16 protein-coding genes are annotated in these 21,876 nt (G+C 60.6%); 9 read left to right on the top strand and 7 right to left on the bottom strand.

Features of this window, described 5'->3' with window-relative positions:
* Nucleotides 1-67: 67 nt before the first annotated feature.
* The 4 genes from IEX85_RS13900 to IEX85_RS13890 all read left to right on the top strand — a co-directional run bounded on the left by IEX85_RS13900 (nucleotide 68) and on the right by IEX85_RS13890 (nucleotide 3,792).
* Nucleotides 68-1,282 (top strand): M24 family metallopeptidase, encoded by a 1,215-nt coding sequence (locus IEX85_RS13900; protein WP_229721920.1) that lies wholly within the window; start codon nucleotides 68-70, stop codon nucleotides 1,280-1,282.
* A 282-nt stretch (nucleotides 1,283-1,564) separates the two neighbouring features.
* Nucleotides 1,565-1,687 (top strand): hypothetical protein, encoded by a 123-nt coding sequence (locus IEX85_RS24140; protein ID WP_268238082.1) that lies wholly within the window; start codon nucleotides 1,565-1,567, stop codon nucleotides 1,685-1,687.
* 13 nt (nucleotides 1,688-1,700) lie between these two features.
* Nucleotides 1,701-3,176 carry a sodium:solute symporter family protein gene (locus tag IEX85_RS13895; protein ID WP_188861207.1) on the top strand — a complete coding sequence of 492 codons (1,476 nt, stop codon included), beginning with the start codon at nucleotides 1,701-1,703 and terminating at the stop codon, nucleotides 3,174-3,176.
* 76 nt (nucleotides 3,177-3,252) lie between these two features.
* Nucleotides 3,253-3,792 (top strand): hypothetical protein, encoded by a 540-nt coding sequence (locus IEX85_RS13890; protein WP_188861206.1) that lies wholly within the window; start codon nucleotides 3,253-3,255, stop codon nucleotides 3,790-3,792.
* Between the two features lie 267 nt (nucleotides 3,793-4,059).
* On the opposite strand, the gene IEX85_RS13885 is transcribed toward IEX85_RS13890, so the two are convergent.
* Both IEX85_RS13885 and IEX85_RS13880 read right to left on the bottom strand, forming a co-directional pair.
* On the bottom strand, nucleotides 4,060-4,944 hold the full coding sequence (locus tag IEX85_RS13885) for a LysR substrate-binding domain-containing protein (protein ID WP_188861205.1): 885 nt from the start codon (nucleotides 4,942-4,944) through the stop codon (nucleotides 4,060-4,062).
* 290 nt (nucleotides 4,945-5,234) lie between these two features.
* Nucleotides 5,235-6,857, bottom strand: a complete 1,623-nt coding sequence (locus IEX85_RS13880; protein WP_229721919.1) for an FMN-binding glutamate synthase family protein — start codon at nucleotides 6,855-6,857, stop codon at nucleotides 5,235-5,237.
* A gap of 3,082 nt (nucleotides 6,858-9,939) precedes the next feature.
* On the opposite strand from IEX85_RS13880, the gene IEX85_RS13875 reads away from it, so the two are divergent.
* The 3 genes from IEX85_RS13875 to IEX85_RS13860 all read left to right on the top strand — a co-directional run bounded on the left by IEX85_RS13875 (nucleotide 9,940) and on the right by IEX85_RS13860 (nucleotide 12,857).
* The gene (locus tag IEX85_RS13875) at nucleotides 9,940-10,278 is read left to right on the top strand and encodes a hypothetical protein (protein WP_188861204.1); all 339 of its coding nucleotides are present in this window, start codon (nucleotides 9,940-9,942) and stop codon (nucleotides 10,276-10,278) included.
* A gap of 107 nt (nucleotides 10,279-10,385) precedes the next feature.
* A complete protein-coding gene (locus tag IEX85_RS13870) occupies nucleotides 10,386-10,901 on the top strand; it encodes a hypothetical protein (RefSeq protein ID WP_188861203.1) in 516 nt (171 codons plus the stop codon).
* Between the two features lie 942 nt (nucleotides 10,902-11,843).
* Complete coding sequence (locus IEX85_RS13860) at nucleotides 11,844-12,857, top strand: SMP-30/gluconolactonase/LRE family protein (protein WP_188861202.1); 1,014 nt, start codon at nucleotides 11,844-11,846, stop codon at nucleotides 12,855-12,857.
* 160 nt (nucleotides 12,858-13,017) lie between these two features.
* On the opposite strand, the gene IEX85_RS13855 is transcribed toward IEX85_RS13860, so the two are convergent.
* Nucleotides 13,018-13,881, bottom strand: a complete 864-nt coding sequence (locus IEX85_RS13855; RefSeq protein ID WP_188861201.1) for a PA4780 family RIO1-like protein kinase — start codon at nucleotides 13,879-13,881, stop codon at nucleotides 13,018-13,020.
* Nucleotides 13,882-13,914: 33 nt separating this feature from the next.
* Nucleotides 13,915-14,550: a polyamine aminopropyltransferase gene (locus IEX85_RS13850; protein ID WP_308425650.1), complete on the bottom strand. Its 636-nt coding sequence runs from the start codon at nucleotides 14,548-14,550 to the stop codon at nucleotides 13,915-13,917.
* Between the two features lie 463 nt (nucleotides 14,551-15,013).
* Here IEX85_RS13850 and IEX85_RS13845 point away from each other — a divergent pair, with 463 nt between their 5' ends.
* Together IEX85_RS13845 and IEX85_RS13840 are read left to right on the top strand one after the other, a co-directional pair.
* The gene (locus IEX85_RS13845) at nucleotides 15,014-15,787 is read left to right on the top strand and encodes a class I SAM-dependent methyltransferase (RefSeq protein ID WP_188861199.1); all 774 of its coding nucleotides are present in this window, start codon (nucleotides 15,014-15,016) and stop codon (nucleotides 15,785-15,787) included.
* A gap of 322 nt (nucleotides 15,788-16,109) precedes the next feature.
* A complete protein-coding gene (locus tag IEX85_RS13840; RefSeq protein WP_188861198.1) occupies nucleotides 16,110-17,381 on the top strand; it encodes an MFS transporter in 1,272 nt (423 codons plus the stop codon).
* A 108-nt stretch (nucleotides 17,382-17,489) separates the two neighbouring features.
* Here IEX85_RS13840 and IEX85_RS13835 read toward each other — a convergent pair whose 3' ends face one another.
* The 3 genes from IEX85_RS13835 to IEX85_RS13825 all read right to left on the bottom strand — a co-directional run bounded on the left by IEX85_RS13835 (nucleotide 17,490) and on the right by IEX85_RS13825 (nucleotide 21,822).
* A complete protein-coding gene (locus IEX85_RS13835; protein ID WP_188861197.1) occupies nucleotides 17,490-19,493 on the bottom strand; it encodes a sialate O-acetylesterase in 2,004 nt (667 codons plus the stop codon).
* A 184-nt stretch (nucleotides 19,494-19,677) separates the two neighbouring features.
* Entirely contained in the window at nucleotides 19,678-20,388 is a 711-nt protein-coding gene (locus tag IEX85_RS13830; protein ID WP_188861196.1) for a sulfite exporter TauE/SafE family protein, read from the bottom strand.
* 15 nt (nucleotides 20,389-20,403) lie between these two features.
* A complete protein-coding gene (locus IEX85_RS13825) occupies nucleotides 20,404-21,822 on the bottom strand; it encodes an amidohydrolase family protein (RefSeq protein WP_188861195.1) in 1,419 nt (472 codons plus the stop codon).
* Nucleotides 21,823-21,876 lie beyond the last annotated feature (54 nt).

Raw genomic sequence — 21,876 nt, 5'->3', positions numbered from 1 at the left:
GCAATGCAGGCGGCGGAAACCCGGCACTCGGCCCATAACGACCAACAAGAACAATGGGAGTCAAAAGATGTTGAACATGCCTCAGACCCTGAGCATCCCCAACGGCGACAAGGTACGGCCGACCTTCACCAAGGCCGAGCTGAAGTCCCGCCTGACCAAACTGCGCATCTACATGGCCGAGCAGGATATCCGGGCGGTGCTCTTTACCTCCTATCACAACATCAACTACTTCAGCGACTTCGTTTACTGCCGTTTTGGCCGCGACTACGGCCTTGTCGTAACGCAGGATGGTTTCACCACCGTCACCGCCAACATCGACGGTGGCCAGCCCTACCGTCGCAATCAGCTCGGAGACAACGTCGTCTACACCGACTGGCAGAAGGACAACTTCTTCCATGCCGTGAAACAGCTGGTCGGGAACGGCGGCAGGGTCGGCATCGAATACGATCACATGTCGCTGCAGAACCTGCAGAAAATGAAGGATGCGCTGCCCGGCGCCGAGTTCGTCGACATCGGTGTGCCGACCATGAAGATGCGCATGATCAAGTCCGCCGAGGAAATCGAGCTGATCAAGCAGGGTGCGCGGGTCGCCGACGTCGGGGGTGCCGCCATCCGTGACGCCATCGCGGTCGGCGTGCCCGAATACGAAATCGCCCTCGCCGGAACCCAGGCCATGGTGCGCGAGATCGCCGGCACCTTCCCGCACGGCGAACTGATGGATACCTGGGTCTGGTTCCAGTCCGGCATCAACACCGACGGCGCCCACAACCCGGTGACCTCCCGCAAGGTGCAGGCGGGCGATATCCTGAGCCTCAACACCTTCCCGATGATCGCCGGCTACTATACCGCGCTGGAGCGCACACTGTTCGCCGAGCACGCCTCGGACCGTCACCTGGAACTCTGGGAAATCAACTGCAAGGTGCACCGCCGCGGTCTCGAGCTGATCAGGCCCGGCGCGCGCTGCTGCGACATCGCCGCAGAGCTCAACGAGATCTTCGAAGAGCATGACGTGCTGCAGTACCGCACCTTCGGCTACGGCCACTCGTTCGGCACCCTCAGCCACTACTACGGCCGCGAGGCGGGCCTGGAGCTGCGCGAGGATATCGATACGGTGCTGGAGCCGGGCATGGTGGTGTCGATGGAGCCGATGCTGATGATTCCGGAAGGACGTCCCGGTGCTGGCGGCTATCGCGAACACGACATCCTGGTCGTGGGTGAGAGCGGTGCCGAGAACATCACCCGCTTCCCGTTCGGACCGGAGTACAACATTATCAAGGGCTAACGCCTTCAGTATTGGGGACGCCCCACGCGCCCTCATCTTGCCGGTAACACGAGCCCCACATTCTGAAACCGGCATGTCCGTAATGACAACCTCGAGTTGTCACCCTGGAGCGGCGCCGGAGCCCCACACTTCGGTTCCCCTCCTCCCCAAAGGCGATGTTCACGTTGCCTTTGCACAACCGGTTAGCCAGCCATGCAGGGGGCGCTTCCCCCCGGCTGGACAACCAACACCAGCAAAACAATAAACGTCAGGAGCGGGACTCCTGCTGAAAAGGTGCACCTCATGATCATCGAAGCCTGGACACTGGACTGGTTCATCACTCTCAACATCACCCTGCTCATACTCACTGTCGCATCTTATGCGCGGCGAGAGTTCAAACAGGCTGACATGCCCTCGAAGGGCTGACAGGAGACAGAGCATGAACGATTACAACTGGTTTAACTGGGCCCTGCTGCTGGGCTCCTTCGCCGTCCTGATCTACATGGGTTTTGTCTCGAGCCGGGTCGTCAACAGCGACGACGAATCGGGCTTTTTGATCGCCGGGCGTTCGCTTGGTCCCTTCGTCGGCGCCGGTACCATCGTCGCCACTGGCTTCAGTGGCTGGGGCTTCATGGGTTCGCCGGGCGTCGCCTACGAGTTCGGCGCGGTGGAAGTACTGGGCAACTTTTTCTTCGCCCCGGCCATGGTCATCGCCGTACTTTACTTTGCCTCCTTCCTGCGCAAGCAGGCCGACCGTTTGGGCAGCTGCACCATTCCCGAGTACATTGCCCAACTGCACGGTAGAGGCCCAATGGCCCGCGTGGTTCAGGGCGTGGCCGCGGTCATCACCATCCTGCTATTGCTGGTGTTCCTGACCAGCCAGATCAAGGCAGTGGGTCTGCTCGGTGCCTCCTGGCTCGGCATCGACCTGGATTCGAGCGCCACCATGATGATCGCCGTAATCGTCCTCTACACCATGCTTGGCGGCCTAGCAGCCGTGGCCTGGACCGATACGCTGATGGTATGCGGCATGGCGCTGGCTGCCGTGGTGATGATGGTGCAGATGTTCACCGACCTCAGCCCATCGGAACTGATCGGCCGGCTGAACGATATTGACCCGATGCTGTTGAACCCGGTAAACGCCCAGCCATACGGCGAGAACCGCAGTTCGGTATTCCTGGTACTGCCTTACGCCTTTCTGTTTACCGCTGTGCTGCCCTATATGGCGGTGCGCTTTCTGGCCTTCAAACCCGGGGTCCGGTTTCATCAGGTCGCGATCTGGGTCGCACCACTGGGTTGCCTGCTAAGCTTGGTGCCGATTGTTGGCCTCTATGTCCGCGTTACCCATCCTCAGCTGGCCGAAGCCGACCAGACAATGCCGTACTACCTGGCAAACTATCTGCATCCGGTACTGGGTGGCGTCATTACACTGTTCATTCTGTTCGCGATGAAGTCCACCGCCAACTCCCTGCTGCACACCGTATCGTCGGCCGCGTCCCACGACCTGCGCAAGGCGCTGTTTCCCCATAGCAGAGCCTCCGCGTCGCGGGTGCTGTGGCTCAACCGCAGCTGGGTGGTGATACTGGGTCTGGTGGGTCTGGTTATGATGCTGTACGCCCCGCCGTTCATGCTGTCCTGGCTCGGCATCCTCGGTACCGGCACGTTGCTGGCGGTCCTGATCGGCCCTGTGTTCCTGTCGTCAATCTGGCGCGGCAACAGCTACGGTGCGCTGGCCTCGATGCTCTCCGGACTCATGACGAGCGGCGGCTGCCTGCTGTTCTCCGATCTTGGCTGGGTCGAAGGACCGCTGATCGGCTGCGCGGTATCCAGCCTGATGTACGTGAGCGTCAGCAAGCTGACACTTTCCCGGGCTCCCCGCCCCGACTTTGACCACTCACTGACCGCCCAAGCCTGAACCTACCTGGGGTGCCGGCCGCATTTCGCCGGCGCGGCCCCCCCCTGTCCCCCGCCACAAAACCGGATTGAAGACTATGGATACTATCTGGCTCGCCGCCATCGCCGGCGACGACTGCCCCGATATGCTGCGTCGCTTTACCGACACCATCGCGCTCTGCGAAGGACGCCTGCTCGATCAGCACCTGGCCGGCATGGACGGCATGATCAGCGGGCTGCTGCGCATCCAGCTGCCCCGGCTCCATGCCGACTACGCCTGGCAGCGACTGGAAGGATTCTCCGGTAACGGGCTGCGTATCCTGTCGCGGCAACAGTTGACGCCGCCCGTTGCTGAGGAACCGGTCGTGACACTGGATATAAGCGCCCCGTTCAGCCCGGGCCTCGACCTGGACATACGCCAGATCCTCGACAGCCACGGGCTCGACATCGGAGAATTCAAGCAGCAGATTTCCGAGGACCGGGACCGGACAAACAGGAGACTGCAGATTCGCCTGACCGCCCGTGAGACCCGCCCGCTGAATCAGCCGCGACTAAAGCGGGCGCTGTCCCGGCTGACGTCGGGGCTACAGCTGGATGTGGTGATGGAGGCCAAGCTAGAGCCGATAGCCGTCCATTAAGCCGCGGCCGAGTGCCGAGAAGGGCCATCGTTTGGATTGCAGGTTGGGTGCAGTGGCGGAGCCACGAAACCCAACACCATAAACGCGCGTGCCAACCGCGACCAATCGATCGGTACTGCGATCGATATGATGGGTTCCCTGAAAAATGCTCCTGCGTTTTCAGGAATCCCGCCATCCCTGGCGGTTACGCGATGCCCGTTCTGCGCTGAAACCGTTGACGTTCGTAGGGGTGCATCGCTCTACCCATCCTGCACGGCCGCAGGCCCCTCAGAGCCGGTGATTGATGGAAAAGCGCTGACTCTGCTGCAGACCATTGCGCAGATAGTCGAGCAGCCGGGCCGCCGCCGGCGACAGACCGGCAATGTCGTAGTTGAACCCGATGGTGACTTCCCCCAGCGATGGCAGTGAGCCCAGCGTATGGTCGGCCTTGAGGTTGCCGGGCACGGTGTTGTTGGCAAGCGCCGTGATGCCAAGCCCCGCTTCGACCGCCGCCTGGATGCCCAGCAGGCTGGAGGTGCAGTAGAGAATCCGCCAGGCGATGCCCGCGCGATTGAGCGTTTCGGTGATATGACGGCGGTAAACGCAGCCCTGCGGATACAGCACCAGCGGTACCGGCTCCGCCGGTTCGAGACGAAACGACGGTCCGCTGACCCAGGACAGCGGCTCGACAATGGCATCGCCCGGCAGGATCTCCTCCGATGGATGCTCGTCCATGCTCATCACCAGGTCGTAGGCTCCGCGGCGATAGGCCTGGCGCAGGTTGACGCTCAGCTCGCTGCTGACATCCAGCGTCACGCTCGGGTAGGCACTGGTGAACTTCGACAACGTCATCGGCAGGAAGGAGACCTCGAAATCGTTCGGAATCCCGAGCCGTACCGAGCCGCTGACCGCCGGTGTGGTCAGCTGCGAGATCGCCGTATCGTTCAGCTCCAGGATCTTGCGCGCATGGCCGTACAACAGCTGCCCCTCCTCCGTCAGCCGCAACCCGCCGTTGCGGTTGAACAGCGGCAGGTCGAGCAGCTCCTCGAGGCGCTTGATCTGCAGGCTGACCGCAGGTTGCGACCGCCCCAGCACCTCTCCGGCCTGGGTAAAGCCACCGAGATCGTTGATGGTGACGAAGGTCCTGAGCAGGTCCATCGGCAGGTTTTTCATGGCGGGTTCCGGGTCAGGTATTTTCCCCAAGCATATCGCAGTGCATTAGCCGGTCAAATACATTCGAGGCCGCCATTGGCAACATAAATATTCAGCGGAACCCGTAAACGTGGAAACGAAATGCCCAAAGGCGTCTACCCTGTCGCGAACAGCCCGCTGTGCCCAAAGGGTTCGCGGCGAGGAAGTGCCCTTTGGGTAAAGTGCCCTTTGGGTACGCCACTCCTACGAACATCGGCGTACCCGTAGGAGCGGCGCCCCGCCGCGAAAACTCAACCCTGCGATCGCTCCGGTCACGGTGCGGTCGCCGCCTGCGGCTGAAAACTGTCCGCCGACGCCACCGCCCACCAGTCTGCGTACGGAGTCGACTCCGGGTCGGTAAGGAGAATGCCGGGCTCGAGGAAGTCCTTGATCTGATCCATGGTGGCGATGCTGTTGGGACCGGTACGGTGATGCAGATGATGCGGCCGAAGGTCGCAGGGATGTTCCAGTCCGGCGGCGCCGACGAGCTCGCCGAGCCGCTCGAGGGTGTTGCGATGAAAGTTGGCAACGCGCAGGTACTTCTCCTCCACCACCAGGCCGCGCTGGCGGTTCGGGTTCTGGGTGGTGACGCCGGTGGGACAACGGTCGGTGTGACACTTCTTCGCCATCACGCAGCCCAGGCTGAACATGAAGGCACGCGCCGCATTGCACCAGTCCGCGCCCAGCGCCAGGTTGCGGGCGATGGAAAAGGCGCTGTAGACCTTGCCGCTGGCACCGATACGGATATCGCCGCGCAACCCGGTGCCGACCAGCGCGTTGCGGGTCAGCACCAGCCCTTCGCGCAGCGCCATACCGACATGATCGGAGAACTCCTCCGGCGCCGCGCCGGTGCCCCCCTCGGCACCGTCGACAACGATAAAATCGACCAGAGTGCCGCTCTTGAGCATTACCTTACAGATGGCGAACAGCTCCCAGGGATGACCGACGCACAGCTTGATACCCACCGGCTTGCCGCCGGACAGCTCGCGCAGGCGGGCGACGAATTCGAGCAGTTCCAGCGGTGTCGAAAAGGCGCTGTGCCCGGGCGGAGAGACGCACTCCACGCCCTCGGGCACGTGGCGCGTACTGGCGATTTCCGCGGTCACTTTCTTGCCAGGCAGCACGCCGCCATGACCGGGTTTGGCGCCCTGACTGAGCTTGATCTCGATCATTTTGACCTGTTCGCGCCGGGCCTCGCGGGCGAACAGCTCCGGATCGAAGTGGCCGTCGGCGTCGCGGCAGCCGAAATAGCCGGTGCCGATCTCCCAAACCAGATCGCCGCCATGAATGCAATGGTAAGGACTGATGCCGCCCTCCCCGGTATCCTGGTAGAAGCCGCCCGCCGCCGCCCCCCGGTTCAGCGCCTCGACCGCCTTCGCACCCAGAGCGCCAAAGCTCATCGCCGAGATATTCAGCAATGACACATCGCAGGGCTGCAGACACTGGGGCCCGCCGACCTGCACGCGAAAGTCGCTGTAATCGACCTTGCGCGCCGCGATCGAGTGCGTCATCAGCTCGTACTGCTCGTCGTAGAAATCGAAATCGGAGCCGAACGGTTTCGAGTCCAGGGTATCCTTGGCGCGCTCGTAAACCAGCGAGCGCTGCTCGCGGTTGTAGGGACGTCCGCTCAGGTCGCCCTCGACGATGTACTGCCGCAGGTAGGGTCTCGACCACTCGAATACCCAGCGCAGGTGGCCGGTCAGCGGATAGTTGCGCAGCAGCGTATGGCGGTCCTGCAGCAGATCCCAGGCGCCGAGTCCCGTCAGCGCCAGCAGCACCGGCAGCCAGCCACTCCAGCCGGCGCCGGCCAGCCCCGCCAGCAAAGCCACGAGTGTCAGCAACGCCAGTAACGCAAAAGCGCCGTAGCGCACGAGCATATCGATGGCGGTTTTCATCCGGCCTCCCGTCCCTATCCGTACAACCGCGAGAGACAGCGGCCTGGCCGCTGCAATACCGACAAGTCTGGCACACGAGACGAGTGACGAGTGACGAGTGACGAGTGACGAGTGACGAGTGACGAGTGACGAGTGACGAGTGACGAGTGACGAGTGACGAGCAAAGCCAGTGCGATCATGACTGTCAACGCCACGGCGGCGCTGGGACGCCAACAGGCATACGAATCCTGCAGAGCGGAATCAAGAACGAATGGACATCGATCAGCGACCGAAGGTCGGTGGTATCAGGGATATACAGAGGAATGGAACGGAATGAGCATGGCGCTCAGGAGGACACAGGAGAAGGCAGCAGGCTGACCGCGGGTCGACTATTCCGGCCTGATAATTATTTTTGTTTTCAGGCAAGGTTTGGGGACCATCGTGACACCGATCCAGCGGGTCAGCGCGAACCTCGTTGTTATTTTTATTCGAGGTCATGGTGCGTCAGGCGAGCGGCTTGTTGTTTTTATTGCCGCGGACCGGACGCTGTTGTCTTGTTGTTGTTGTTCTTACGAACGTGTTGTTGTTGTTTTGCGCTTATAGAAAGCACCGACCGTGCCAGATTCCTTATGTAACTGTTTTTAATGTCTTTTATTTCATTTGTTACAGAGTGTTACCCCAACAAAAGGCAAGAAGTGTTACCTGAGGGAACGCATGGGTAGCAGTGACTGTGTCAGCAGGTAACAGTCGTACGAACCAGGCACGCCGGTTCTTCGTAGCCGCGTACCCTAAGGGCACTTCCCCGCGGCGAACAAATTTTGAACCGTGGTTGTTCGCAACCTGGGAAGTGCCCACTGGGTACGGCGCTCCCACAGGTGCCGATTCCGGCGCTAGCAGGGCTTCAAACCACCTCGCAACCGGCTCGGCCGAAACGGCGCCTGTCGCTCCTGGAAGCCGCAATCCGGAGCCGCCGCTCGTCCATCTTCGGACACCTACCTTGGTTCTGGATGTAGAAGGCGCCCCGCCGCCGGCGGATAGCAAGTCTGTGCAGCCAGCCTGCGTCAGTAAGTGACTCAAATGGGTCAATTACTTCTCTCGGTATTCCAACGCCTGTCCAGCACTGAATGTGTTTTGTAAGATTCACCGACCGTCGGGATTTGGCGACGAAGGCACCACAAGGGATGCGAGCTGCGACGCAGGCCGGACGAATTGTTCCGGCAACAGCGACACAAGCCCGGACTATAGTAGACAGACACCGCCGACAATCGTCAGCTGAGCATGGAAGCCAGGCTGGGTGATCTCTCCCCCTCTTCCTTTCTTCCGCACTCTTCTGACCTGGTCTTAGCGCCGCTTGCATTCCGTTACCGGAAGGGTGGTAACGTGAGACTTTCAGTTTTTCGGTCGCAAGAAGTACGCACAAGGTTTGGGTCAGCGGCAGCAGCAGCCAGGCGCTCCAGCCGGCGCCGGACAGCCCCGACAGCAAATACAGCCGCGCCAGGAACGAAAAGGCGCCGTAGCGCACAACCACATCGACGGCTGTTTTCATGCGGATCTCCATCCCTGCAGGTACCGACACGACGGACAGCGGGCCCGGCGACAGCATTACCGACCAGTCTGGCACACGAGACGAGTGACGAGTGACGAGTGACGAGTGACGAGTGACGAGTGACGAGTGACGAGTGACGAGTGACGAGTGACGAGCAAAGCCAGTGCGATCATGACTGTCAACGCCACGGCGGCGCTGGGACGCCAACAGGCATACGAATCCTGCAGAGCGGAATCAAAAACGAATGGACATCGATCAACGACCGAAGGTCGGTGGTATCAGGGATATACAGAGGAATGGAACGGCATGAGCATGGAGCTCAGGAGGACACAGGAGGACACAGGAGAAGGCAGCAGGCTGACCGCTGGTCGACTATTCCGGCCTGATATTTATTTTTGTTTTCAGGCAAGGTTTGGGGACCATCGTGACACCGATCCAGCGGGTCAGCGCGAACCTCGTTGTTATTTTTATTCGAGGTCATGGTGCGTCAGGCGAGCGGCTTGTTGTTTTTATTGCCGCGGACCGGACGCTGTTGTCTTGTAGTTGTTCTTCTGAACTTCTTCTTGTTGTTGCGCCCTAGTAGAGCACAGCCCGTGCCACTTTTCTCAACCTGTTGATTTTTAAAGATTTAAAAATAACCGTTACCTGGCGTTACCACCCGCACCACGGCGAGGTGTTACCTATGGGAACGCATGGGTAGCAGTGACTGTGTCCGAAGGTAACAGTCCGCCGGAGTCGGCACACTGGCCGTTCGTAGCCGCGTACCCTAAGGGCACTTCCCCGCGGCGAACAAATTTTGAACGGTGGTTGTTCGCAACCTGGGAAGTCCCCACTGGGTACGGCGCTCCCACAGGTGCCGATGCCGGCGTTAGGGTGCCGACAATCCGTTTCCCAACCGTCCCGGCCGAAACGGTGTCAGTCGTTCCTGGAAGTCGCAATCCGGAACGGAACGGCCTGTGCAGCGGACGAGCGCTGTTGTAACATCCGACGATCTGTAGGGGTTTGGCGACACAGCTTGCGCAATGGAAGCGCTCTGCAACGCAGGCCGGACGAAATGTTCCGGCAACAGCGACACAAGCCCGGACTATAGTAGATAGACACCGCCGACAATCGTCAGCTGAGCATGGAAGCCAGGCTGGGTGATCTCTCCCCCCTCTCTTCCTCTTTTCCAAACTCAACTGACCTGACCTCAGCGCCACTTGCATTCTGTTACCGGAAGGGCGGTAGCGTGGGGTTTTGGTGTTTCAGATGGCGAGTAGCACACAGGCTCAAGCGTTGGATCAGGACTTGTCTTCTGCAAATACACCAGCCGGTCATTAAAGGGCAAAAGGTGGGAGCTGCTCGCTGATGGTGTACCTTTCGGACGGAGTGGCGTTAAGGCGAAATACCTTCTAATACGTTGTTGAGTATTTGTAGAGGTAATTTTTAGCATATAAAATAATGCATTACGTGCTAACTTTGGATCGCAAGCTTTGTAAAAAGGTATACCTTCTAATGATTATTATTAGGCCGAAAGCCTCATTAACAGGCTGTTAGCATTTAAAACCGGAATTTAATATGAAGTATCATGGTGAGTTGTATTTTGAAGATGACTATATTATCAATGTCGTCTCTTTTATTGTTCGTGATGGAAAGACATCTTTGGCCTTCGATGTAGTATCTAGTTGGGGTGGCCAAGGAAAATGGAGAAGGTCAGGCATCGCCAACTTGAAAGATGGCGTGTTCGAATCGGATATAGACAAATCGCGCCAAGAGGAAACAGGCCAGCTAGGCGTTCCCTGCAAACTTCGCTTTAGGGTGGAAAATGAGTCGAATGAGTTTTTAACAATTTCAGGTTCTTGGTCAGAAGAAGGTAACGAATATAGATTTGAAGGTGATTTAGAACCAAAATGCTAACAAGATGCTGTAGTCGCTGCGCTGGGACCTCTGTTACGCTGAGCTTCACTACGGCCCCTAAGCAAGGCGTTAAATGCTTTCGACCATATTTGGAGTTCAGATATTAAATGACATCGCATCCATTACTTCCGATGCCGGCAGCTAGCACAGAAATCTCAGATTCTTATGCGCTTCTTGGTCGAGCTTTAGCTTATGCAACAGAATTTGAAAATAATTGCCGAACTTTGGCTCATCTAACTGACGTTATTAGTTCTGAAAGTGAGTATTCTTATGAAATATACTCACTTCTAGCATCTGGAACGTTGTATGAAAAGATTCGCGCTCTTTCATCGAAGTATGAGCTACCGGAACGTGCAGAAGATGCAATTCAGTTAGCAAGAAAAGCTAGAAATGTTATTGCGCATAGCATATCGAACGAACATAAATCACTTCTATCAACAAGTGATGGACGATCGTTTTTTAGAGCAAACGTATTTGCTGAGATGGATGCACTTATCGAAGGTAATCAGTTGGTTGAAGACATGATTCGCTTATTTAGTCAGGGTAGTTCTTTGTCTTATGGGTCAGAGCGAATAGAATATTTCTTTGCTATATGTGAATGGTTAGATGGTAAGAATAAGTAACGCATTTAACAAACGCTTCAAGACGGATTCGCAACGCGTGGCATTTTTACAATGCGTTGATTTTTGTGATTAAGGTGGTATGCGAAAGCAGCGGCATTGCGTTGCTCACCACTTAAGCGGGCGTTATGGCTATATCGGCATTGGATAAAATAAATGGACTCTCCAGATTATTCCGAATTCCGGTTTGTCAAAAGACATAGGACTGAATGCCACAAATGTGGGTGGCACAGTTGGGAAGTCGTAAAGCAGAAAAATAGGGGTGGCACCTGGCAGTATCGTTACATGTGCCAAGGGTGTGAATACCTAGTCCCAAAATATGTTAAGAAAAGAGATGTAGAGCTGGCAGGGTTGGATGTAGATTCAATGCCTATTGTTGGAGATCGGCATAAATGTGAAGTGTGTGGACACGACGGAGCACAGAATCATCATTGGGCACCTTGGACCTTTTTTGGTGAAGAGGCGGAAAAGTGGCCGCAGCCATACCTCTGTCAATCGTGCCATACGCGCTGGCATCAAATTGTTACGCCACATATTAACAATAAGGCATAACAAGTTGCTGTTGTCGCCGCAGTACGGGGAATTCCGGGGACAGCATACCGATCTCAAAGTGACGCGACCTGCCCCAAGCTATCATCACGCCTTTATGCAGCAATCGAGAACTCTATATAAAAATCAGTTATTTATGGATGTAATTCCGGGGACAGTATACCGTTCTCAAAGTGACGCCACCTGATCGAAGCTATCACCACGCCTTTATGCAGCAATCGTTAGCTGCATATAAAAATCAGTTATTTATGGCTGAAATGCCTGGATTACGAAAGCATCTACACTGCTTGCTGACACCAGTCGCTCCCTGGTCCGGGGATCTCCCTATATGCAGGGACACGGGTCTGTCTGGACATATCGCTCACTGATGCAAAGCAACATCGATGGAGGCTTCACATGAAGGTCCCTTTCCCGTCCCTGCTCGCGGTCCTGATGCTGGTACTCATGACCCCGTCTCTCGCCCCTGCCCAGGGCCTGGGAGATTCGGCGGTGGTCGCGCCGGTTCCCCTGGCCGGCTTTCCGGAGGGCATTGCCACCCGCGGTAACCGCTTCTATGTTTCCGGCCCTGCCGCCTTCGGGCTGCCGCCCGGGTCGGCGTACGTCCAGGCATACGATATCCGCACGGGTAGCCTCGAAGCCACCTACCCCATTACCATCACCAACCCCTACGCGGGGATGAGTGCCGCTTCGTGCGCCGCGTTCGGCCCGGACGGCAAGCTCTACGTCATCGAGCCGTACGTGGGTGTGATTCGCATGGACCTCACCCCCGCCAACACCCAGTCGGTCTACTCCGAATTTATTCCGGCCGGGCCGTCTCTGCTCAACGACCTCGCTTTCGATGACGAGGGCAACCTGTACGTCACCGACTCGTTCGCGGCCACCATTTACAGGGTCCCCGCGGGAGGGGGCGCGCCCGTGGTGTGGTTTACCGATCCGGCGCTTGCCGGCAACCCGCTCATCCCCTTCGGCGTGAACGGTATACGCATCGACCGGAACAACAGGTACGCTTATGTTTCGGTGACGGTCGACAGCAATATGAATGGCGTGATCTATCGGCTGCCGCTGGTGCCCAACCCGGTTGCCGAGGACCTGGAAGTGTTCGCGTCGTTGGGATTCACGGGGCCGGACGGCATCGCCTTTGGCAAATCCGGCAAGCTGTACGTGGCCGAGGCCCTGACGAGCACCATCAGGGTCCTCAACCCGGACGGCTCGGTCAATACCGTCTACTCAGGACCTGCGCAGAATCCCCCGGGGGCGCCGGTACCCTGGGCCAATCCCGCCAACATCGCCTTCGACGATCAGAACAGGTCGCTGCTGGTGACCAACCATGCCAGCCTGGTGTCCTTCGATCCGGACCTGTTCCTGGTGTTCGACGTCTTCGTCGACGACAAGGGCTCGCCACTGCCCTAGGTTGGTGATGGGTTTCCTGATATTTGCTCCTGCAATACCAGGACTTCCGCCGTCCGTGGCGGTTGCGTCGCGACAAGCCAGGCGCTATCGGAAAGCGGATTGCCGGCGCGACTCCACCCATCCTGCGACTGCGCTCTTTCGCCTGTTTTTCGTCCGGACTTTATTCCGCCTCGTCCTGTAGTTCAGCCTTTAAGCGCTCGCGCCGCTGCTCCTCGTCGCGCAGGATCTGCTGGATCTCTGCCATGACCGCATCGACATCCGGGGCCTGTTCGGGTTCGACCACCCTGCCGGTCAGTACGGATTCGTGCGACAGCTCTCCCGCCTCGAACAGGTTCCACATCTCGGCGGCGTAGCGGGTTTGCAGCAGCTCTTCCGCGTACTGGGCGTAGTACCGCGTCATGTTGTCGACGTCGCGTTCGAGCATGGCGCGGGCATTGTTGTTGGCCGCCGCATCCACCGCCTGGGGCAGGTCGATGATAACCGGACCGTAGTCATCCACCAGTACGTTGAATTCCGAGAGGTCACCATGAACCAGTCCCGCGCACAGCATCCGCTTGACGTACTCCATCACCATCAGGTGATCCTCGCGGGCCTGGTCGGCTGACATCGCGACATCGTTCAGACGCGGGGCAACACGGCCTTCGTCATCTGTGACGAGTTCCATCAACAGCACGCCGTCGAAACAACCGTAGGGCTCGGGAACCCGTACACCGCTGGCGGCGAGCCGGTAGAGCGCATCGACTTCTGCATTCTGCCAGGTCTCTTCGATCTGGTTGCGGCCAAAGCGCGAGCCTTTCTCCATGGCACGGGCGCGGCGCGAGTTACGCACTTTGCGCCCCTCCTGATACTGGGCGGCTTTTTTGAAGCTGCGTTTTTCAGCGTCCTTGTAGACTTTCGCGCAGCGAACCTCGTCGCCGCAGCGCACCACGTAGACGGAAGCCTCCTTGCCACTCATCAACGGACGCAGGACCTCGTCGATAAGGCCCTCCTCCAACAGGGGAATAAGGCGTTTAGGGGCTTTCATGGCGCTCCTGTGGTAATGACATGGTAACGGGGCTCACAACATCCCCACATAAACGGTATTGGTCGCCATGCGATCCTGGAAGGGGTTATGGAAATCCACCTCGTGCACCTCGACGGACGGGAAAACCCTGCGCAGCAGCTCGGTAAAGGGCGCATCCGGCGGCTCATTGGACCAGAAGCCGAACACGCCACCGGGAACCAGGTGACTCGCCAACCGCGTAAGGCCGGCCTCGCTGTAGAAGGGTTTGCTGGCGTCGTTGAGCAATGCCCGGGGAGAGTGATCGATATCGAGCAAAATTGCATCCAGCTTCCGGCCCGGCATATCGGGGTCAAAACCCGCTTCGCAGGCACTGAGTGCAAAGAAGTCGCCCTGCACGTAGCGACAGCGCTGATCGGCATTGAGTATCTTGCCCAGCGGAACCTTCTCCTGCTGGTGCCAGCCGATCACCGGCGGCAGGTACTCGACCACCAGCAGTTCGCCGACCTTGTCATGCTCGAGTACAGCGGCTGCGGTGTAGCCAAGGCCAAGTCCGCCAACCACGACCGACAGGCCGTCGCCACTCAATGCACGGAGCCCGCAATCGGCAAGCGCGACCTCGCCGTCGACAAAGTAGCTGGACATCAGGAACTCGTCCCCGAGTTTCACTTCATAGATATCCCGATCTCCCATAACGGGTAACCGCCGGCGCCTTAAGGAGATAGTGCCGATCGGGGAAGGCTGAGAGTCGATTTCTTCGAATAGTATGCTCATCCGGCCATTCTACTTGTTGCGACGGCGCTAAGATATTCCGGCGACAGTTTCCCGAGGGTATCGCTTCATCGTCTGTGGGGTCATTGGATACGACCTAACCGCCACGGACGGCGGAAATCCTGATATTGCCGGAGCAACTATCAGGAAACCCATCAACAGCGCCCGACGCTCTCATGATGTTCTGAGCGCACAGGATGGGTTCCACGACGCTCTGGGCCGAGCCAGAAACGGATGCCCCCTACCAGGCGTCGTTTCACCCATCCTGCGATTTGCGCCGGGTGTGATACCCTGCCTGAAACCGGCTTTTAACGCAGCATTCGGCCACGCAGATAGATTTTCAACAGCCTGGCAGCTCTCTCCGAAATCTCAAACAGGTACTCCAATGGGCAACGAAAGCCACTCCATTCACGATTTCGACTACAGCCTGATCTGCGAATATTTCGCGTCACTGGAGCGGCAGGGGCCCGGCAGCCCCGAGGTGACCGTCAGGGCGCTGAGCTTTATCGAGGGGCTGACGACGGAGTCCCGCATCGTCGATCTTGGCTGCGGTACCGGCGGGCAGACGCGGGTGCTGGCCGGGCATGCGCCGGGATCGGTCACCGGCCTGGACCTGTTCCCCGACTTCATCCGCATTTTCAACGCCAACAGCCAGGCAGCCGGCCTGAGCGAGCGCGTTCGCGGCATCGTCGGTTCCATGGACGCGCTGCCCTTCGCCGAGGAAGAGCTGGACCTGATCTGGTCCGAGGGGGCCATCTACAACATCGGCTTCGAGCGGGGTATCCGGGAGTGGCGCCGCTTTCTCAGGCCGGGCGGCTATCTGGCGGTGTCGGAAGCGTCCTGGTTTACCGAGAGCCGGCCGGACGAGATCGACCGCTTCTGGAACGAGGCCTACCCCGGGATCGATACCATCGCCAACAAGGTCGGGCAGCTGCAGCAGGCCGGGTATGTGCCCGTTGCCATCTTCATCCTGCCGGAAAACTGCTGGACCGATCACTTCTACAAACCCCAGGTACCGGTGCAGGAAAAGTTTCTGCAACAGCATGCCGATAACCCGGCAGCCGCCGGCCTGGTGGCGGAGCAACAGCGCGAAGCCCGGCTGTACGACCGCTACAAGACCTACTACGGCTATGCGTTCTATATCGCCAGGAAGCTTTGACGACGATGCCGGCACGCCTGCGCACCCCTTGCTTGAAACCCGCCAGGAGACCTCCTAGGCTGAAGAGGCCCGGTTTGCGGCTGTTGAGGGTCGCCGCAGGCCTTTGAACACTGTTTTACCGGTGTGGCACCCGGTCCTGTTTCCCCTCCAGATCGCTGTACCGCTTTAAGCATTATCGGGTATGCCTTCGTCAAAACGTTCGGGTCCGTCTCCGTTCATGGGAGCGCTTCATGTTTATAAAGGAATACGGGTTTCAATGGGCGGTTATCACTCAGCGGAGGCCGAAAACCGACATCATCGAAGCTTGTCGGCCGGAGGCGGTATGAAGTCTCTTTCAAGCACCGGATTTGCGCTGTTCGGCGCAGCGCTGGTCGCGATCAGTTACGGGCTTGCGCGCTTCGCTTTCGGGCTGTTCGTGCCGCCTATCCGCGCCGAGCTGGAGCTCACGCCCTACCTCATCGGCATTATCGGCGCACTGCCGCTCATCAGTTTCCTGCTGTCCACACTGGTCGCGCCATTCGCCGCCGATCACCTCGGTGCCCGCAACGCGGCGGTGCTGTCCGGCCTGTTTGGCGTCGGCGGCCTGGCACTGATCAGCCAGGCCTCTGATGCATTGACGCTCGGCGCGGGCGTATTCGCATGTGGCATCTGTACCGGACTGATGATGCCGGCGCTCACGGCCGCCATGCAGGCGCTGGTGAATCGCTCGCTGCACGGGCGCGTAAGCGCAGTCATGAACGCGGGTACCAGCATTGGCGTGGCCGTTGCCGTACCCTCGGTGCTGTTCCTGTCCGGCGCCTGGCGTTTCGCGTATCTGTCTTTTGCCGTGATGGCGGGCATCGGGGTGGTTGCCGCCTGGTACTTTATCCCCTCGGTGTCCCGGATCACGCCGACGGACGCAGCGCCGCCGGCTCCAATCAGCGCCCAGCAGTGGTCGCGCCTCTTCAGGCTTTCGCTGTTTGCGTTCGTGATGGGCTTCGTCGCTTCGGCGTACTGGATCTTCGCGCCCGACCTGATGGCTACCCTCGGCGCCCTGCCGCCCAGCGCAACCGGCTGGCTGTGGCTGGCGGTTGGCATCGCCGGCCTCGGAGGCGCCGTGGTGGCCGATCTGGCCGACCGCAACAACCCACCGATCACGCACGCGCTGATGCTGATGATGCTGTCCGCGAGCCTGGCGCTGCTCGCCGCCAGCCCCGGTCAGCTGGTGCTCGCGACATTTTCCGCGCTGGTCTTCGGCCTGGCCTACATGAGTCTGACCGGGCTCTATCTGATGACCGGCATCCGCCTTTTGCCGGGCCGGCTGTCGATGGGGCCGGTACTGCCCTTCATGGCCTGCGCGCTCGGCCAGGCGGCCGGCTCCCCGGTCGTCGGCGTGCTGGTGAATGCATTCGGCTACGCCGATACCTTCGCCATGTTCTCCGCGATCGGCATCCTGGTGGCAATCCTGTCGCCACTGTACCCACGCCACCTCGAGCATGAGTTCGAAGAGGAAGTGCTGGAAGATACCGGTCTCCAGGCGGCGTTCGATCATCAACTCCTAGACGCCGATGGCGAGCCGCTCATGCCCGACACGGGAGCTGACGAAAAGCCGTAACCGAGACGAAAAGTCGAAACTCCCGCCACCAACCGTTTACCCGCACGGTGCGGCACAACCGCAGCCGTCATTCCTGTTCGTGGCAAGGCGCCGCTACTACAACACGACCTACTCGCACCCCGTCGATACGAACGTCAGACCCTCTTTATCAACAGCGCGGACGCAAAACCCGACGCTGACCTTGCCCTTGGCCGTATCGGCACTGCGCAGCGTTGCCACGCCCTGCTCCGTAACAGCCGTACAATATTCGTCCACGGTACCGCAGCTGAAGCTACCGCTGAACTGGCCGGTGACCGACGCACCGTTCACCGGATCGCCACAATTGTCCTCCACCGTCACCTGGGCAACACCGGTCTTCTGCCCCTGACTTGCCGGCTCGTTCCAGGTCACTTGCGAGGTCACGCTCATGCTGACCGGTGTACAACCACCCGCGCCGATCGGCGTTGCCGAGGCTTCGCCGGAGTCACCCGACTCGTTGCCGGCACGGTCCTCCGCCGTCGCCACATACCAGTAGGTAACTCCGTTGCTCCGACCGCCGTCCGTGTAAGTGCTGGCGGCGATCAGACCGGCGTTGACCGGGTCGTACGGCCCGCCGCTGACAGTGCTGCGGTACAGCCGGTAGCCCGCCAGGTCGGCTTCGGCACTGTCGTCCCAGTCGAGCAGCACCTGCCCATCCCCGGGACTTGCGACCAGTCCGGTCGGCGCGGCCGGCGGCGTGCTGTCATCGCCACTCCCGCTCACTTCGATCTCGAATTCGGATGCCTTGAGCCGGTCCAGCACTTCCGTGCCACCGGCTGTCGCGACCGACACCGCGTTGAACAGGTTCCCGGTGCCGTCGTAGGCGTAGCGTACCCGCCGCGGTTCCGATACCTGGTTGCTCCAGACCCGCACCGTATCGCCATCGATCACCGCCTGGGCACGCTTGAAGCGGCCGGTCGCCGCCGCCACACTGAAGGGACCGGGATCGAGGCCGTCGTCGGTGAACAGCCCGTCCCCCAGGTGCGTCCACGCCAGCACCAACTGACTTCCCTCGATGTGGCTCACGCCTGGATCGCGTACCGGGCCCGAGTATTCGATGGCTTCGCCGTACACCAGACCGCGGGCGCCGATGGCGGCGCGAATCCCGACCGGCCGTTTCTCCGGCGGATGCAGGGCGCCGCCCGGCAGATCCTTGATCACCACCAGGAAGGCGTTGTCGTCCGCATCGGACACCAGCAGCTGGCCGTTGCGCGCCCAGTTCCAGCCGGAGCGGTCGGACAGCTGGATAATGCCGAACGGCAGACTTGCCAGGCCCCAGTCGACGCGCCATTCAGCGATCATGGCGGCGAGCTTGACCGCGTAGTCGGCATCGCCGCCATTGCTCTCGCCCTGGTACCAGGCCACACCCTTGACCGGAAACGGCTGGATCGACTGCACCATCTTCTCGTAGTCGTCGGCCTCGCCGCCGAAATCATGCTGCCAGTGGGAAATGGCGGTACCGTCATGGGTGGCCTGAATCAGCCCGATCGGCACATCGGCCTCCGTCCTCGCGAACCATTGCGACAGCTCCAGCCCCATCCAGTAGCACACTGCGGAGAAGTCGCCGGCACTGTCCGGATCTGGCAACCGCCAGCCGCTCGCCGCCGGGCCGTTGCCGGCGATCATGCGGAACAGGCGCAGGTTGTGATCCGGCGCAGCCGCCATCGCCGCATCGCCGCCGTTGGCGTTGCGCAGTGGATACCCCATGTTCGACTGACCGCTGCACAGCCAGACTTCGCCCGCCTGCACGCCACTGAAGCCGATCGTCTCGCTGCTGGTCTCGACCGACAGCTCGCCCGTTGAGGCGATGGCTGGAAGTGCCGCCAGCGACACCTGCCAGTTGCCGGAACTGTCGGCCGTCGACGATGCCGAGCGGGTTTCACCACCCGGCCATTCCAGCCTGACCGTGACCGACTCGCCGGGACGCGCGGTGCCGAATACCGGCAGCGGCATATCGCGTTGCAGCACCATGTCGTCGCCGAAGATCGGCGATACCGACAGCGCCGCCGGGGCCGGACCCGCCAGCAGCAGGCCCGCAACCGCCAGCAGCCCGGCCAGCAGTCGATCTGGAATGAAGTGAAAAATACTGTTCATGGGGGGCACTCCCGTAGCGTCAAAACGGGAAGGTACGCCGTTACGGGCGTATCCAGGGAGCCTGCGAATAAGTCCCAATGAATATCTGGCTTCCAGCGCAGACAGGAATTTTCAGCAGGCTCCCTTAGCATGGCACAGATGAACAGGCAGGCAGGGCGCCGAACTGCCGGCAGGCCCTGCGGGCCTAGCCCTTCAGCAGCACGAAGGCGCCTGAGACGATGGCGAAGACGATCACGAAATTGCGCAGGAAGCGGGCGTTGATCGAACGGTGGATCCAGTGGCTCAGCAGCATGCCGATCAGCAGCGCCGGCAGCATCCACAGCACCGGCTCCAGTTGCTCCGTCTGCAGCTTGCCGCTCAGTGCCAGCACCGCCAGTGACACCAGCTCGCCGATCAGAAAGCAGAGCGCCACCGATGCGCGCAGCGTCGGCACCGGCATATGCTGGTAGACCAGCGCCAGCGGCGGCCCGCCGATGCCGGTCGCGGTCTCGGTAATGCCGGTGATGACCCCGGTAGAGACGTAGGCGCGCCGGTTGGGCGAGAACGCCGGCGCCAGCAGGCTGGCAAGGCTGGCGGCGATGGTCGAGACGCCGATCAGCACGTTGAGGTAGTCCATCGGCAGCGCCAGCAGCACCCAGAGGCCACCAAAGGTACCGGCAATGCGGCCGAGGGTGATCCAGCGCGCGCCGCGAAAGTCGATCGCGGCGCGCTCGCGCCAGGCAACGTGGGCGTTCAGCGGCAGCATCAGTACCAGCAGGCCGATCGGCAGCATCGAGGGTTCCAGCAGCCCCAGCACAGGCGCGACGATCAGCGCGAACCCCATGCCGGTGCTGCCCTGGATGAAAGCGCCGGCAGCCACGGCCAGCGCCGTCCAGATCAAGGTTTCCGGAGTCATGCGTCGCTCCCGTAATCAGTGCCCGGACGTCGACGCGTCGGAGTCTGGCCCCCGCGCTTCGCGGTGCGCCTGCGAAAAGGGATGGATTTTCTGAATCGGCGCGCGCTCCACCACCGCGCGAGCCAGCTCGTCGACCTGCTGCATCAGCGCGCGGGCGTCCCAGTCCACAGGCCAGCCCTGCCACAGACGCAGGCGGCCGCCAACGTAAACGGCCTGGATCTGGTCGCGGTTGGCCAGGCGCACCAGCTCCCAGGAAAGGTCCCAGGACGGCGTCATTTCCGGTACCTGCAGATCGACCAGCAGGAAGTCGGCGGCCTTGCCGACGGCGATTTCACCGGTTTCGAGACCAAGCACCCGCGCTCCCTCCCGGGTTGCCATCTCGAGCCAGGACCAGCCGCCGCCACAGGAGGAATCGCCGACCGCCAGGCCGTGGGCGAAGCGCTGTGCCGCTTCGGCGAAGTCCATCAGCCGGAAAGCGTCACTGCGGGTGCCATCGGTGCCGAGCCCCAGGCGCACGCCGAAGGTGCGCATCAGCTCGGCCTGGGCCACGGCGTTACCCTTCCAGGCACTCGCCACGGGGTTGTAGCTCACAGCCGTATCGCTGTCGCGAATCATGGCGATCTCCCCGGGCGTCAGCAGCGTGGCGTGAGCCAGCAACGCCTGGGGGCCCAGCGCACCGGCACGATGCAGGTGTTCCACCGGCCGCACACCGTACCGCTCCAGCGAACGCTCGACCGCCACCAGGTGCTCGTTGGCATGGGTCTGGAACACCGTGCCGGCCTCGGCGCACAGCGCCGACACCGCCCGCAGCATGTCGTCGGTGGCGATCTCGGGTATCGGGATCGCCAGTGACGGCTTCACCATCGGATTGCTTTCCCAGTCGGCCAGGTGCTGCTCGGCTTTAGTCAGGATCGGCCCCGGCGCCAGCACTTCGTCGCCACGGCGGTCGTTGCAGACCAGCCCCAGCACCGTGCGCAGCCCCGCTTCCTCGCACGCGACAGCCATGCTTTTCAGCCCGGTTTCGGCGCGGGTGCCAGCGTCGCAGACGGTGGTGAAGCCGCCGCGCAACGACTCCAGCGCCGCCAGCTTGGTGGTCAGGTACAGCAATTCCTCGTCGAGGCCCGACTCCATCGGCACCCAGACGCGGCGGAAAATCTCCGACGGTTCTCCGAACACCAGCGACTTGCCGAACGTCTGGCTGAGGTGGTGATGGGTATCGACGAATCCTGGCATCAGCAACTGCTTCTCGATACGCCGGACCTCGAGTTCCGGATAGCGGGCCTGCAGCTCGCACAGTGAACCGACGTCGGCGAAACGACCGTCGGCCACCCGCAGCGCCTGCTGCCGCACGGGTCCCTGCGGCAGCAGCATCCATTCCGGGGCGAGGATCAGGTCGTCGGCCTCGAAGGGCTCGCTGTTCTGGTGCTTATGCATGATATTGTCCGTTGTTATGTAGTGAAAAAACTGGCAATGGCTGGCCGCTTGGCG

The organism is Marinobacterium nitratireducens, assembly GCF_014645375.1.
GTDB lineage: Bacteria > Pseudomonadota > Gammaproteobacteria > Pseudomonadales > Balneatricaceae > Marinobacterium_A > Marinobacterium_A nitratireducens.
The sequence above is the reverse complement of the archived record's forward strand: the minus strand, read 5'-3'. Positions and strand labels throughout refer to the sequence as shown.

Excerpts from the sequence above, each read along its gene's own strand:
- IEX85_RS13900 (WP_229721920.1), top strand. The coding sequence starts at position 68 with ATGTTGAACATGCCTCAGACCCTGAGCATCCCCAACGGCGACAAGGTA.
- IEX85_RS24140 (WP_268238082.1), top strand. The coding sequence starts at position 1,565 with ATGATCATCGAAGCCTGGACACTGGACTGGTTCATCACTCTCAACATC.
- IEX85_RS13895 (WP_188861207.1), top strand. The coding sequence starts at position 1,701 with ATGAACGATTACAACTGGTTTAACTGGGCCCTGCTGCTGGGCTCCTTC.
- IEX85_RS13890 (WP_188861206.1), top strand. The coding sequence starts at position 3,253 with ATGGATACTATCTGGCTCGCCGCCATCGCCGGCGACGACTGCCCCGAT.
- IEX85_RS13885 (WP_188861205.1), bottom strand. The coding sequence starts at position 4,944 with ATGAAAAACCTGCCGATGGACCTGCTCAGGACCTTCGTCACCATCAAC.
- IEX85_RS13880 (WP_229721919.1), bottom strand. The coding sequence starts at position 6,857 with ATGAAAACCGCCATCGATATGCTCGTGCGCTACGGCGCTTTTGCGTTA.
- IEX85_RS13875 (WP_188861204.1), top strand. The coding sequence starts at position 9,940 with ATGAAGTATCATGGTGAGTTGTATTTTGAAGATGACTATATTATCAAT.
- IEX85_RS13870 (WP_188861203.1), top strand. The coding sequence starts at position 10,386 with ATGACATCGCATCCATTACTTCCGATGCCGGCAGCTAGCACAGAAATC.
- IEX85_RS13860 (WP_188861202.1), top strand. The coding sequence starts at position 11,844 with ATGAAGGTCCCTTTCCCGTCCCTGCTCGCGGTCCTGATGCTGGTACTC.
- IEX85_RS13855 (WP_188861201.1), bottom strand. The coding sequence starts at position 13,881 with ATGAAAGCCCCTAAACGCCTTATTCCCCTGTTGGAGGAGGGCCTTATC.
- IEX85_RS13850 (WP_308425650.1), bottom strand. The coding sequence starts at position 14,550 with ATGGGAGATCGGGATATCTATGAAGTGAAACTCGGGGACGAGTTCCTG.
- IEX85_RS13845 (WP_188861199.1), top strand. The coding sequence starts at position 15,014 with ATGGGCAACGAAAGCCACTCCATTCACGATTTCGACTACAGCCTGATC.
- IEX85_RS13840 (WP_188861198.1), top strand. The coding sequence starts at position 16,110 with ATGAAGTCTCTTTCAAGCACCGGATTTGCGCTGTTCGGCGCAGCGCTG.
- IEX85_RS13835 (WP_188861197.1), bottom strand. The coding sequence starts at position 19,493 with ATGAACAGTATTTTTCACTTCATTCCAGATCGACTGCTGGCCGGGCTG.
- IEX85_RS13830 (WP_188861196.1), bottom strand. The coding sequence starts at position 20,388 with ATGACTCCGGAAACCTTGATCTGGACGGCGCTGGCCGTGGCTGCCGGC.
- IEX85_RS13825 (WP_188861195.1), bottom strand. The coding sequence starts at position 21,822 with ATGCATAAGCACCAGAACAGCGAGCCCTTCGAGGCCGACGACCTGATC.